A 13711-nucleotide genomic window follows, 5' to 3' on the forward strand; every position below is an offset into this window, starting at 1 on the left:
AGGACGGGAACACAAATAGGTTCCCGCCGTCAAAATTGGCTCCTTGGATGAAGGGGTTCTACTACATCCTACCAGCATAGGTTTAACAGTGCATGAAGATATTGTTAAACCTTTGTAAACATTAGGCGGACTTTTCAGCGGCCCGTTTCAGCGTCACGGTAAAGACAGTTCCCCGTCCAGGCTCGCTTGTGACATCAATTTTCCCTTCATGAGCCTCTATTAAATGCTTCACAATCGCAAGGCCCAGCCCGGTCCCCCCCGAATTCCTGCTTCTGTCTTTATCTACGCGGTAAAAGCGTTCAAAAATGCGCGGAATTTCTTCTTTTTGAATTCCGATTCCGGAATCGGCGACCTCAATCTGAATGTCTTTTTCTCTGGGCTTTACATTGATAGCCACTGAGCCTCCCTCAGGCGTGTAGGTTAACGCATTGTTTACGAGATTAAGAAATACCTGTTTCAGCCTGTACGGATCACCTGACACATATTGAGGGTCTTTCGGAATATTCAGTTGCAGGGAGATGCCTTTCTCATCCGCCTTATGCTTCAGAAGCGTTTCAATCTCACCAAGCATTTTGGCCGGCTCAAACGTATCGATACTGAGCGTGAAATTTTGCTGCTCGATTTTTGAGAGATCGAGCAAATCCTGAACCAAAGACTGAAGTCTTTCGCTTTCCTTAAGAATAATAGAGAGAAATTCAGAAAGCGCCTCTTTGTCCTCCATCGCCCCATCCAATAACGTCTCCGTAAACCCTTTTATAGACGTAATCGGCGTTTTCAGCTCATGAGAAACATTGGCCACAAAATCCTTCCTCATCTGCTCTAATTTCTTCGTTTCTGTCATGTCATGGAAAACGAGCACAATTCCTTTCCATTCATCGTCCGGCCCCATAATCGGAACGCCGTCCACTTCAAAATAACGCCGTTCTATTTTGATCGGAAGTCTTAACAGCTTGCATTTCTTTGTCTCCGTCATAAAAATATCTTCGACTAGCTGGATCACTTCTTCATGTTCAAATGCATCGTGATAAAGACGGCGCAGCATCTGATTCGGATTGATATGAAACTGCTTGGCGTAAGACCTGTTTACAAGATTAATAAAGCCTCTTCCGTCGATCATAATCAGTCCGGAGCCAATGTTTTCAATGACTGTCAGCAGCCGATCCCGCTGCATTTCCTGTGTTCGGGTCATTTCCATCAGATCAATGGCAAGGCTGTTCATCGCACGTCCAAGCTTATCAGAGCGCCTGATATAGCCGCCGTACGTCCGTGCATCATAGTTCCCCTTAGAAAGTTCTGTGGCTACATTTGTCGCTGCTTCTATTGACTTTTTATAACGTGAGGTCATGCTGGAATAAAAATAAACAATGACGATAAATGCGGTACAAAGACTGGCCGTCAGCATTCCCCACAATTCGCCTTTCAAGCCGTCGCTTTTTTCAGAGGCGGAAAGCAGCACATATCCTGTTTTTTCACCTTCGCTTCTAAGTGAAAGTCCGTAATAAAGCTTGTTATCTGCTGTTGAAAGAATCCCCTCATGGCCAGAAACAAGCGCCTGCACCTTTTGGGAATCTGCCGCTCTCCCGTTTGACCCATACAGCACCTTGCCGTCTGTATCAATAACGGCTGCACTCACATGAAGCGCATCGCCTGCATCTTTAATGATTTTCTCGTTTGCTCGATCATTTAGATTGCCGGCATCAAGTAGCGAAGCCATGTATTTTGCTTCTTTTTCAATGTGTTCCTCTGCTTTCCTTTGACCAGATGTTTCAAAGAGCTGCTGTAAAAACAGCCCGAGGACACAAAACACCAGAATCAAACAGACAACGAATACAGAAAAAAGGCGCACACGGTTTTTATTCATTCATTTTTGGCTCCTCCAGTTTATACCCCAATCCCCTAATCGTTTTAATATAGATCGGTTTTTTGGTATTATATTCAATTTTGTCGCGAAGATGGCTGATATGCACATCAACTATTCTCGTATCTCCGGCAAAATCATAATTCCAGACTGCGCTCAGCAGCAGATCTCTTGTCAGAACTCTGCCTTTATGTCTGCCTAAATAAAGCAGCAGTTCGAATTCTTTCGGTGTCAGTTCAAGCTGATTTTCTTTAAAGTACGCTTCATAATGATCAGGCAGGATTTTCAGATCGCCAATTACGATCTGGCCTTCCATGTCATCGTTCTTCATTTCACTAGAGGGCGCAGCCATTTCCGAACGCCTTAAAATCGCTTTGACTCTCGCATTTACTTCCCTTGGACTGAACGGCTTGGTCATATAATCGTCAGCACCAAGCTCAAGCCCTAATACTTTATCGAATTCCTCATCCTTCGCTGTCAGCATTAAAATGGGAAACATCAGTTTTTGCTGTCTCAGCTGCTTGCATACTTCGATTCCGTCCAGTTTTGGAAGCATCACATCAAGCACAATCAAATCAGGTTTCTCTGTTTCCGCTTTTTTGAGTGCTTCTTCCCCATCCGAGGCGGTAATAACATCATAGCCTGACCGTTCCAAATTGTACTGTAAAAGAGTAACAATAGATTCTTCATCATCCACAACTAAAATTTTCTTGTTCATGCTGTGCCTCCAGTATTATAATTCCCCGACATCCTATTTCTCTATTTTATGTCATCTTAACATGTTTCATGATTTTATTTTAGCGAAAGCAGGACATTCCGACAATTCGCCTTTTACACCATTTTTAAAAGAAATACAAACGATAATGGTAACGCTTTCATATATAGTAAAAAGAGAAAGGCTGTATCAAGCAAGCCTTTCTCTCTTTTTATTAGGATAATACTTTCATGACATTTTTGACAGATTCAACTGATTTATTCAGCTGCGCTCTTTCATAGTCTGTCAGTTCAAGTTCAATGATTTGTTCAAGTCCGTTGCCGCCTACAATTGTAGGAACGCCAAGGTAGATGCCTTCATAGCCGTATTCCCCTTCAAGATAAGCAATTGTAGGAAGGACGCGGCGTTGATCTTTCAAGATCGCTTCGACCATTTCTGTCAGAGAAGCCGCAGGCGCATAATACGCGCTTCCGTTTCCAAGAAGATTCACGATTTCGCCTCCGCCTTTTCTAGTGCGCTCCACAATTGCGTCAATCCGTTCTTTCGGAATGAGAGTTTCTAGCGGGATACCGCCGGCATAAGAATAACGCACAAGCGGCACCATATCGTCACCGTGTCCGCCGAGTACGAAACCAGTCACATCTTTCACTGACAGGTTTAATTCCTCTGCCACAAATGTTCTGAATCTCGCCGTATCAAGCACACCGGACTGGCCGATTACACGCTCTTTAGGGAAGCCGGATTCTTTGTACACCGCGTATGTCATTGCATCAACAGGATTTGTCAGCACCACAATAATAGAGTCAGGAGAATATTTCACGATTTCCCGTGTAACGCTTCTCATAATCTTTTCGTTTGTAGAGACCAGATCATCCCTGCTCATACCAGGTTTTCTTGCGATACCGGCTGTAATGACAACAATGTCAGAGCCAGCTGTATCCTCGTAATTGGATGTTCCCGTAATTTTTGCGTCAAAGCCTTGAACCGGGCTTGCTTCAAGCATATCAAGCGCTTTTCCCTTTGTCGGGTTCTCCAATTGCGGAATGTCAACAAGAACAACGTCTGCCAGCTCTTTTTGAGCGATTAAAAATGCAGTTGTAGCTCCGGTAAAACCTGCTCCGATAACAGAAACTTTTTTACGAGTATTTCCCATGTCTCTCTTCTCCTTTATGGCTAGTTTTAGGCTTTTTCCTTGCTTAGTCCATGTTTTTGATCAGTTCTTCTCCGAACTCTGAACATTTCACTTCAGTCGCGCCATCCATTAATCTGGCAAAATCGTAAGTTACGACTTTAGAAGCGATTGTTTTTTCCATAGATTTGATAACCAAATCAGCCGCTTCGTTCCATCCTAAATGCTCAAGAAGCAGAACGCCTGAAAGAATAACTGAAGATGGATTTACTTTATCAAGGCCTGCATATTTAGGAGCCGTTCCGTGCGTCGCCTCGAAAATCGCATGTCCTGTTTCATAGTTGATGTTCGCTCCAGGAGCAATGCCGATTCCGCCGACTTGCGCAGCAAGGGCATCAGAAATGTAATCTCCGTTCAAGTTCATTGTCGCAACGACATCAAACTCGTTTGGACGCGTTAAGATCTGCTGAAGGAAAATGTCAGCAATGCTGTCTTTGATAATGATTTTTCCTGCTGCTTCCGCTTCGCTTTGCGCTTTGTTGGCAGCGTCTTTTCCTTGTTCTTCAGCAATGCGGTCATATTGAGCCCATGTGAAGACTTTATCTCCGTACTCTTTTTCAGCAAGTTCATAGCCCCAGTTTTTGAAGGCGCCTTCAGTGAACTTCATGATATTTCCTTTATGAACAAGCGTTACGGATTTGCGGCCATGCTCGATTGCATAATCAATGGCAGCTCTGACTAAACGGCTTGTTCCTTCCTCGGAAACAGGCTTAATGCCAATGCCTGATGTCTCAGGGAAACGGATTTTGTTGACGTTTAACTCATTTTGAAGGAAGCTGATAAGCTTTTGTACTTCTTCTGAGCCTTTTGCATACTCGATGCCTGCGTAAATATCTTCTGTATTTTCACGGAAGATGACCATATCAGTATCTTCAGGTCGTTTTACCGGTGACGGCACTCCAGTAAAGTATCTTACAGGTCTTAAGCAGACGAACAGGTCAAGCTCTTGTCTGAGTGCTACGTTCAAAGAACGGATACCGCCGCCGACAGGTGTCGTTAACGGGCCTTTAATCGCGATAAAATATTCGCGGATCACATCTAATGTTTCAGCAGGGAGCCACTCACCTGTTTTATTATAAGCCTTTTCTCCGGCATAAACTTCTTTCCATGTAATTTTCTTTTCGCCTTTGTATGCTTTTTCTACTGCTGCTTCCAAAACCTTCGAAGCCGCGTTCCAAATATCAGGACCGGTTCCGTCTCCTTCGATAAACGGGATAATCGGGTTGTTTGGTACGTTTAATACTCCGTTAGAGACTGTAATTTTTTCACCTTGTGCCACAATAAAAACCTCCCAGTATGTAATTCATATTTAGAAAACATTTTATTTTTCTTATATAGAAAACAAAATGATTTTTCTCAACATTCAATTTAAAGTGTAACTCAAATTTGATGTTCTGAACAAGAGGCTAACCTCATTGACGCAAGCCAGCCTCCAATGGTTCTTTAGGCTCTTTCTTCAATCGGAACGAATTTTTGTTTGTCAGGGCCTGTGTAATCTGCCCGCGGGCGGATTAGACGGTTGTTGTCATACTGCTCAAGAATATGGGCGAGCCACCCGGACATTCTGCTTATAGCAAAAATCGGTGTAAACAAATCATGGTCAATGCCGAGACTGTGATATACAGAAGCCGAATAGAAATCAACGTTAGGCGGAAGCTTTTTCTCTGATGTAACGATGTCTTCTATACGAATCGACATCTCATACCATTTGCTTTCACCCGTCAGGTTGGTCAGGCGCTTGCTCATTTCTTTCAGATGCTTCGCGCGCGGATCACCATGCTTATACACTCGGTGGCCGAATCCCATGATTTTTTCTTTCTTTTCAAGTTTAGCGCGGATGTACGGCTCAGCGTTTTCCACTTCACCGATTTCTGTCAGCATTTTCATAACGCCTTCATTCGCCCCGCCGTGCAGAGGCCCTTTAAGCGCACCGATTGCTGCAGTAATGCCTGAATAGATATCGGAAAGTGTCGCGACGCAGACCCTCGCTGTGAACGTTGACGCGTTCAGCTCGTGGTCAGCATGTAAAATCAATGCTTTGTTGAAGGCCTCAACCTCAATTGGTGAAGGCTCTTCACCGTTTAATGTGTAAAGAAAATTCTCCGCAATACCGTAATCTTCTCTCGGTTCTACAGGCTCAAGACCCTTGCGAATTCTGGAAAACGCTGCAACCAGGCCAGGCACCTTTGCCTGAAGGCGGATCGCCTTTCTGTAGTTGGCTTCCGGGTTCATGGTATCAGCCTCGCTGTCAAGCAGGCCTAATAATGAAATTGCTGTCCTAAGAGCAGCCATGGGATGAACATTTTCGAGGGAATAAGATTTGAAGTGCTCAATAATTTCTTGCGGAACGGCAGCTTCCTTTGCAAGCTGCTGCTTTAACTCTTCAAGCTCTTTTTTGTTTGGCAGCCTTAGATGCCAAAGCAAGTAGATGATTTCTTCAAAACTTGCATTCTCTGTCAAATCATCGATATCATACCCCACATATGTAAGGGTATCGTCAATAATAGAACTAACAGATGATGTTGTTGCTACAACCCCTTCAAGACCGCGTGTCGCTGTCATATATAACATCTCCTTTTCAATAAATTTCCCCTTTAAGAGTGTTGTAAAAACATGAGGCTTACTTAAAAAGCACGATGCAAGTATTTCTCTCCCCCAAAAAGAAAATGCTTACATTTTACTGGCTGCTAGTACTAAAACCCTTTGCTTATGAAAGAACATAACAAATTCTTATAAGCTTATTTAAGTTTAAGCCTATTCTCATTATAAACAATAATCAGACATTTGTTAAATGTTTACCTATAATTTTTTTTTTCATTCTGTGATTTCCCCGAAAAAACGCCTTTATTTGCGGGTTTTTGCATACGAAAAAAAGCGGCTTTAAGGCCGCTTTTTTCATGAAGTGAACAGTTTTACGATCTGCATGGCTAAATAAGCAATCCCCGCTCCGATCAGCGGGCCCACTGCTACTCCGCCAAAAAGCGCGACTGCGAGAATGGTCCCGATCACAAGGGCAGTTGTAATATGCGGGTCATTTTCCAGCAGAGTCAGGCCGTTTTTGGCAATCAGCGCCACTGCGATTCCCGCTCCCAAGGCGATCCATGCGTAGGAAGACCGCATTGCCTCTCCAAGCTGCTTAAATCCGATTTCTCCCGTGGCAATCGGGACAAGAACGGCGATGGTAATAATGGTCACACCCCAGTTAATGCCTTTTGACTGGATGGTCGGAAATAATTTCTGATCAAGTCCAACGATTTTGATGATCAAAAGGACGGATACAGCAAAAAGCAATGATTGGTTTTTTGCGATAAGTGCGATGGCCAAGAGTAAAATTAAAAATAAATTCGCTTGTGTAAACACATGCCATCCCTCCTTTAAGGTGAATGTATTCATATTCAGCCGCAGCGTGAATACATATAAAAAATAGGACATGCTGACGAGAGGAGGACCGTTTTCGTGAATCAATCTTATATTACTATTTTTTTCAGAACCCTCTTTGTCATATCAATTACCGCAGGGTCGATAGCTGCGGCCTATTATTCGTTTCCGTTAACTTATCCGTTCCTGATCGCCCTTATTCTTTCATCAGTGATTCATCCTGTTGTCGATTATTTGGACAAAGTGACAGGATTCCCCCGAACGATAAATGTTCTGGGCGTGCTTGCTTTTTTTCTGCTCGCAGCCTTCGGCGTTCTCACCATTCTGGTAGCCGAAATCGTAACGGGTACAGCCTATCTAGCAAAAACGCTGCCTCCGCATATCAGCACGTTTATTTCCTATTGCGAAAAATTGTTTACAACTCATATTCAGCCGCTCTATAACGAGTTAACTCTTTTGTTTCAAGAATTGGAAACGAACCAGCAGGCTTCCATCGTCACCCACATCCAGACACTCGGTGATTCAGCCGCTAAAAATGCCGGGCTGCTGCTGTCCCACATTCTAGAAATGATCCCGAGGTTTTTCGCGCTTCTTCCCAATACGGCGGCGGTTCTGATTTTTTCTCTTCTGGCAACATTTTTTATGACAAAGGATTGGCATAAGCTGAAAGCCATGCTTATTTTGCTTCTGCCGGATCGTGTGACAGCTAATAGTAAAGCGATCAGCAGCGAATTAAAAAAAGCAATGACTGGTTTTATCAAAGCACAAGCCGTCCTCGTTTTCATCACGATGGTGATTGTGTTTATCGGCCTTTCTCTCTTACAGGTTGAACATGCCGCAACAATCGCTTTTTTAATCGGGCTTGTTGATCTTCTCCCTTACTTGGGTGCGGGCTCCGTATTTGTGCCGTGGATTTTGTATTTATCGATTACAGGCCAGCTGCCCCAAGCGATCGGAATCGGCATACTGTATCTCGTCGTTCTTGTTCAGCGGCAGCTGACAGAACCTAAAATACTCAGTAAATCTATCGGGATCGATCCGCTGGCAACGCTCATCGCCCTGTTTGCCGGCTTTAAATTATTCGGGTTTTTAGGACTGATTGCCGGGCCGGCTGTTCTCGTCATTATCCAAGCTTTCATTACGACAGGCGCATTAAAGGAAGTATGGTCCTATATCACCGTTCAGCAAAAATAAAACAGCAGCCCATGTTACATGGCTGCCGTTTTTATTTGATGATGATCCGCTTATTCTTTGACATTCCTCTCAGCCATTTGAACAGAATTGGCTTACACCAGCCGCGGGTAAACGGGATAAGAAGACAGGCGCCGGCCAAATCTGATAAAAAGCCCGGAAGCATCAACAATAGGCCGCCAATGAAAATGCATAGGCCGTCAGCAATCGCTTCTCCCGGCATTTTGCCATATTGAAGATCACGCTGAACCTTATAATACACTTCGGTTCCTTGTTTTTTTGCAGCTGCTGCTCCGATAATGCCTGTCAGAATCATTAAAAGAACTGTCGGCAAAATGCCAATCAGCTTGCCTGAAAAGAGGAATATGCCGATTTCTATTGCCGGAAACACAATAAAAAGCAAAAATAAAAATCTCATATCCAAGCCCCCCACACGTGTAACACGCCTCTGTTCAACATAAGGCAAGATAAAGAGAAAAGGAAGGGATTCCCCTTCCGTTTTCACCTGTGATTAAAGAACGCTCGCACGGCCTTGGTAGACTGCGCCTCTGGAAGCGTCAACGGTAATATCCTGTCCTTCTGTCAAAATAGATGTCGCATTTTCAAGACCAACGATAACCGGAATGCCGAGGCTCAATCCGACTACCGCAGCATGGCTTGTCAAGCCGCCTTCTTCTGTAATAAGAGCAGACGCTTTTTCAAGAGATGCAATCATATCACGGTCAGTGCTTTTGGTAACAAGTACCGCACCGTCAGTCATTTTTTGCTCAGCTTCTTTTGCATTTTGAGCAACGACAACCGTACCGTAAGCTGATTTGCGTCCAATGCCTTGGCCTTTAGCGATGATATCGCCGACAGTATAAACTTTCATTAGGTTTGTAGTGCCAGACTCACCGACAGAACCTGCCGTAATGACGATAAGGTCACCGTGTTTTACAATTCCGCTGTTCAATGATTTTTGGACAGCATCCTCAAGCATCTCATCTGTTGAGCTTGCATTTTGGCCGCTTTCCGCGAATACGCCAGATACGAGGGCAAGCTTTCTGGAAATAGAGTCATTTACAGTAACCGCAACAATCGGTGCCTGCGGACGGTATTTTGCAATCATGCGTGCTGTATGGCCGCTTTCTGTCGGCGTTACGATCGCAGCAGCGCTCAGGTTAATCGCCGTATGCGCGACAGATTGTCCAATTGCGTCTGTAATTGTCATGCCTACTTGGTCTCTGCGTTTTGAGAGAATTTCTTTATAATTCAAAGCTTCTTCAGAACGGGACGCGATGTTATGCATGGTTTGAACGGCTTCAACCGGATAGCTTCCGGCAGCTGTTTCACCAGAAAGCATGATCGCATCTGTGCCGTCGAAGATCGCGTTTGCAACGTCACTTGCTTCCGCACGAGTCGGACGCGGGTTGCGCTGCATGCTGTCAAGCATTTGTGTCGCTGTGATAACAGGTTTGCCCAACGCGTTGCATTTTTTGATCAGTTCTTTTTGCACAAGCGGCACTTCTTCAGCTGGAATTTCCACGCCTAAGTCTCCGCGCGCAACCATTAAGCCGTCAGACACTTCGAGAATCGCATCGATGTTGTCAACGCCCTCTTGGTTTTCGATTTTAGGGATGATTTGAATATCCTGAGCGTTGTGCTCTTCAAGAAGCTCACGGATTTCAAGCACGTCCGTGGAACGTCGAATGAAAGATGGCGCGATGAAGTCTACTCCTTGCTCAATACCGAAAACGATGTCTCGCGCATCCTTCTCAGTAATACCCGGAAGATTGACACTTACGCCCGGTACGTTAACACCTTTTTTATTTTTCAGTGTTCCGTTGTTTAATACTTTTGTTTTGATTTCGCGTTTAGCGGCATCTACATCAAGTACCTCAAGACCGATAAGGCCGTCATCTAACAGAATCGTTGAACCTTGTGCAACGTCATCGACTAAACCTTCATATGTCACTGAAATTTTATCTGTTGTTCCTACAACCTCGTCCATTGAAATGATAAGCTCTTTGCCTGTTTCAAGCTCAATGCCACCATTTTCCATTGTATGTGTGCGGATCTCAGGACCTTTTGTATCAAGCAGAATTCCAACGTTCTTGCCAAGTTTTTTGCTTGCTTCACGGATATTTTTAATTCTTGCACCGTGCTCCTCAAAATCTCCGTGAGAAAAGTTTAATCGAGCCACGTTCATTCCTGACTCCATTAATTTCGTAAGCATTTCAATACTTTCACTTGCTGGACCGATGGTACAAACAATTTTCGTTTTTCTCATTTGGTTCACTTCCTTCTGAAATCTTCAGCCTTCAGCTGCACATTAGATAGACAGTTCTTTTGAAAGCTGATACATGTTTTGCTCAACTGTGTGTTTTGTCTCCAATATTTCTATAATATCATGGTCTACAAGCTTATTGTTTTGTATACCTACACAGCGTCCGCCTTTTCCTTCAAGCAGCAGTTCAACTGCATATGCGCCGAGACGGCTTGCCAACACACGGTCAGCAGCACTCGGAGAACCTCCGCGCTGGATATGGCCCAATACAGATACCCTAGTTTCAAGATTTGTTTCTTCTTCAATGCGTTTCCCGAATTCAACCCCGCTGCCTACACCTTCGGCAACAATGATAATGCTGTGCTTCTTGCCGCGTTCGTGGCCGCGTTTTAAGCGGGCAATGATTTCGTGCATGTCATAGTCTGCCTCAGGGATTAAGATCGATTCCGCGCCCCCTGCAAGACCGGCCCACAATGCGATATCGCCGGCATGACGGCCCATTACTTCGATCACATATGTACGTTCATGAGAAGTCGCTGTATCTCGAATCTTATCAATTGCGTCAATTACTGTATTTAAAGCTGTATCGAAACCGATGGTAAAATCCGTGCCCGGAATGTCATTATCAATTGTACCCGGTACACCTACACATGGAAACCCGTGTTCCGTTAATTTTTTCGCACCCATATAGGAACCGTCTCCGCCGATAACAACAAGGCCTTCAATACCAAGCTTCTTCAAGTTTGCTATCCCTTTTTCACGGCCTTCAACTGTTTTGAATTCAGGACATCTTGCCGTATAAAGCTTTGTGCCTCCGCGATGTATAATATCGCCTACTGATCCGAGTTCAAGCTTTTCAATCTTTCCGCTGATTAATCCCGCGTATCCGTTGTAAATACCGTAAACTTCAACGTCATGATAAATCGCTTTTCTGACTACTGCGCGAACTGCTGCGTTCATTCCCGGGGAATCCCCGCCGCTCGTTAATACCCCTATACGTTTCATTCTCCATTCACCTCAGCAACATATATGATTAAACATAACATGATCATTGCCCTAAAAACAATGAAAAGGGATCTCCATCCTCCCTATGAAACCTTACCTATTATACAATTAAATAAATCGTTTTTAAATAAAATTTAAGGAATGTCACAAAAAATAAACGTGAGCCAAAGGCTTCACGTTTATTTAGTTTACCCCGATATATTGATCTTCAACCGAGACTTTGCCAATCGCTTTATATTTTTCATAGCGCTGCTGAATTAATTCTTCTTCGCTCAGCTTCAACAAAGTTTTTAACGATTGTTTAAGGGTTTCGTCCATATAACTTGCCTGCAGCTTTACATCGTGATGCGCTCCGCCTTTTACTTCTTTAATCATATGATCTATAATACCTAATTCTTTTAAATCCGGCGCAGTGATTTTCATGGTTTCTGCTGCTTTTTTAGCAAGACTGGAGTCCTTCCATAAAAGTGCCGCGGCACCTTCTGGAGAAATAACAGAATAAGTAGAGTTTTCCAGCATATGCAAGTGGTTGCCTACACCCAGACCAAGGGCTCCGCCGCTTCCGCCTTCACCAATGACGATGCAGATAACAGGTACTCGGAGGCCGGCCATCTCAAACAGGTTTTTGGCAATGGCTTCGCTTTGTCCTCTTTCTTCCGCTGCTCGTCCAGGGTATGCCCCCTTCGTATCAATAAAACAGATAATCGGTCTGTTAAATTTGTCAGCCTGTTTCATCAGACGCAGCGCTTTTCTGTAGCCTTCAGGATGCGGCATCCCAAAATTGCGGACAAGGTTCTCCTTCGTATCTTTCCCACGCTGATGCCCGATTACCGTTACAGGAAGGCCGTGGAACTTCGCAATCCCGCCGACAATGGCTTCATCGTCACCGTATGCTCTGTCTCCATGACATTCAAAAAAGTCAGTAAACAGGTGTTCGATATAATCAAGCGTTGTCGGACGGTCAGCCAGACGTGCGATTTGGACCCGGTCCCATGGTTTCAGATTTTTGTAAATATCATCCTGAAGCTTAGCGAGACGGTCTTCCAGCCGTTCAATTTCCGCACTTAGATCCATATCGGAATCTTGGGTGAATTTTTTTAGTTCGGTGATTTTGTTTTGCAGTTCGATCACCGGTTTTTCAAATTCTAATCTTGGAGCCACTCAATGTCACCTCCTGTTTGATGCATATCCAGCAGATTTTCTAACGTTTTTTTCATATCGTCACGATGAATAACCGCATCAAGCTGTCCATGTTTTAATAAAAATTCAGCCGTTTGAAAGTCCTCAGGCAGTTTTTCTCCTATTGTCTGTTCAATAATCCGTCTTCCGGCAAAACCGATCAGCGCGCCAGGCTCAGCGAAATTGTAATCGCCAAGAGATGCAAAGCTTGCTGATACGCCTCCAGTAGTCGGATGCGTCATCACAGAAATGATAAGACCCTGTTCATCGCTGAACAGTTTTAACGCAGAGCTTGTCTTAGCCATCTGCATCAAACTTAATATGCCTTCCTGCATTCTAGCGCCGCCTGAAGCCGTAAAAATAATAAACGGAACTTTATCAGCTTTTGCTTTTTCAATCGCAAGCGTGATTTTTTCACCGACGACTGAACCCATGCTGCCCATTCTGAATGAAGAATCCATGACGGCGACAACAGCAGGGTGTCCTCCGATGGTGCCCTTACCTGTCACAACAGCCTCGTTTAAGGATGTTTTCTCGCGATCTTTTTCAAGCTTTTCCAGATATCCCGGGAAACCAAGCGGATTTTCCGACAGCATTCCCTGGTTGAATTCCTCAAAGGATTGTTCATCCATCAAGCTTTCGATACGCTGTTTTGCGTTCATTGGGAAATGATAATCGCAGTTCATGCATACCCGCATATTTTTATCCAACTCTTTAGTGAGCATGATTTTTTTACACTTAGGACATTTTGTCATAATGCCTTCCGGAACATCGTGCTTCGCTTGATCAGATGGTACGGAAGCATACTTTTTCTTTTTCGTGAATATATCCTTTAACAAATGATTACCTCCCTTTTGTGAAGGGTTCTCTTCACCGCATGTCATCAAACAGATAGACTTGCTAATAACTTTACCGAAACTATTGTACTTT

Annotated in this window: 12 protein-coding genes; 1 reads left to right on the forward strand and 11 read right to left on the reverse strand. The window is 44.1% G+C overall.

Translation table 11 applies throughout. The features are described 5' to 3' along the window. Positions 1–121: 121 nt before the first annotated feature. From phoR to CDO84_RS13815, 6 genes are all read right to left on the reverse strand, one after another. On the reverse strand, positions 122–1861 hold the full coding sequence (phoR, locus tag CDO84_RS13790; RefSeq protein ID WP_040082160.1) for a sensory box histidine kinase PhoR: 1740 nt from the start codon (positions 1859–1861) through the stop codon (positions 122–124). Further along, complete coding sequence (phoP, locus tag CDO84_RS13795; protein WP_014664941.1) at positions 1854–2576, reverse strand: two-component system response regulator PhoP; 723 nt, start codon at positions 2574–2576, stop codon at positions 1854–1856. The genes phoR and phoP overlap by 8 nt, the downstream gene beginning before the upstream one ends. 211 nt (positions 2577–2787) lie before the next feature. After that, positions 2788–3726, reverse strand: coding sequence for a malate dehydrogenase (mdh, locus tag CDO84_RS13800; RefSeq protein ID WP_003237775.1), 939 nt, complete (start codon positions 3724–3726; stop codon positions 2788–2790). 43 nt (positions 3727–3769) lie between these two features. After that, the gene (gene icd, locus CDO84_RS13805) at positions 3770–5041 is read right to left on the reverse strand and encodes an NADP-dependent isocitrate dehydrogenase (protein WP_003229433.1); all 1272 of its coding nucleotides are present in this window, start codon (positions 5039–5041) and stop codon (positions 3770–3772) included. Positions 5042–5205: 164 nt separating this feature from the next. Beyond that, positions 5206–6324, reverse strand: coding sequence for a citrate synthase (gene citZ, locus CDO84_RS13810; RefSeq protein ID WP_014664943.1), 1119 nt, complete (start codon positions 6322–6324; stop codon positions 5206–5208). Positions 6325–6657: 333 nt separating this feature from the next. Further along, positions 6658–7122, reverse strand: a complete 465-nt coding sequence (locus tag CDO84_RS13815) for a DUF441 domain-containing protein (RefSeq protein ID WP_004398695.1) — start codon at positions 7120–7122, stop codon at positions 6658–6660. A 96-nt stretch (positions 7123–7218) separates the two neighbouring features. On the opposite strand from CDO84_RS13815, the gene ytvI reads away from it, so the two are divergent. Further along, positions 7219–8334: a sporulation integral membrane protein YtvI gene (gene ytvI / locus CDO84_RS13820; protein ID WP_040082157.1), complete on the forward strand. Its 1116-nt coding sequence runs from the start codon at positions 7219–7221 to the stop codon at positions 8332–8334. Between the two features lie 31 nt (positions 8335–8365). On the opposite strand, the gene CDO84_RS13825 is transcribed toward ytvI, so the two are convergent. The 5 genes from CDO84_RS13825 to accD form a co-directional block, all read right to left on the reverse strand. Further along, positions 8366–8749, reverse strand: coding sequence for an FxsA family protein (locus tag CDO84_RS13825; protein WP_014664946.1), 384 nt, complete (start codon positions 8747–8749; stop codon positions 8366–8368). A 93-nt stretch (positions 8750–8842) separates the two neighbouring features. Further along, complete coding sequence (pyk, locus tag CDO84_RS13830; protein WP_040082156.1) at positions 8843–10600, reverse strand: pyruvate kinase; 1758 nt, start codon at positions 10598–10600, stop codon at positions 8843–8845. A 42-nt stretch (positions 10601–10642) separates the two neighbouring features. Next, positions 10643–11602, reverse strand: coding sequence for a 6-phosphofructokinase (gene pfkA / locus CDO84_RS13835; protein ID WP_003229420.1), 960 nt, complete (start codon positions 11600–11602; stop codon positions 10643–10645). A 183-nt stretch (positions 11603–11785) separates the two neighbouring features. Beyond that, positions 11786–12763 carry an acetyl-CoA carboxylase carboxyl transferase subunit alpha gene (accA, locus tag CDO84_RS13840; protein WP_014664949.1) on the reverse strand — a complete coding sequence of 326 codons (978 nt, stop codon included), beginning with the start codon at positions 12761–12763 and terminating at the stop codon, positions 11786–11788. Then, positions 12748–13620: an acetyl-CoA carboxylase, carboxyltransferase subunit beta gene (gene accD, locus CDO84_RS13845; RefSeq protein ID WP_040082155.1), complete on the reverse strand. Its 873-nt coding sequence runs from the start codon at positions 13618–13620 to the stop codon at positions 12748–12750. Before accD ends, accA begins: the two co-directional genes overlap by 16 nt. Between the last annotated feature and the right edge of the window lie 91 nt (positions 13621–13711).

Source organism: Bacillus sp. MD-5 (assembly GCF_002201875.1).
Taxonomy (GTDB): Bacteria; Bacillota; Bacilli; order Bacillales; family Bacillaceae; genus Bacillus; species Bacillus stercoris.

What these genes read in the sequence shown, in the direction of transcription:
- CDO84_RS13825 (WP_014664946.1), bottom strand. Translation starts at nt 8,749, where the DNA reads ATGAGATTTTTATTTTTGCTTTTTATTGTGTTTCCGGCAATAGAAATC.
- pyk (WP_040082156.1), bottom strand. Translation starts at nt 10,600, where the DNA reads ATGAGAAAAACGAAAATTGTTTGTACCATCGGTCCAGCAAGTGAAAGT.
- phoR (WP_040082160.1), bottom strand. Translation starts at nt 1,861, where the DNA reads ATGAATAAAAACCGTGTGCGCCTTTTTTCTGTATTCGTTGTCTGTTTG.
- citZ (WP_014664943.1), bottom strand. Translation starts at nt 6,324, where the DNA reads ATGACAGCGACACGCGGTCTTGAAGGGGTTGTAGCAACAACATCATCT.
- phoP (WP_014664941.1), bottom strand. Translation starts at nt 2,576, where the DNA reads ATGAACAAGAAAATTTTAGTTGTGGATGATGAAGAATCTATTGTTACT.
- pfkA (WP_003229420.1), bottom strand. Translation starts at nt 11,602, where the DNA reads ATGAAACGTATAGGGGTATTAACGAGCGGCGGGGATTCCCCGGGAATG.
- mdh (WP_003237775.1), bottom strand. Translation starts at nt 3,726, where the DNA reads ATGGGAAATACTCGTAAAAAAGTTTCTGTTATCGGAGCAGGTTTTACC.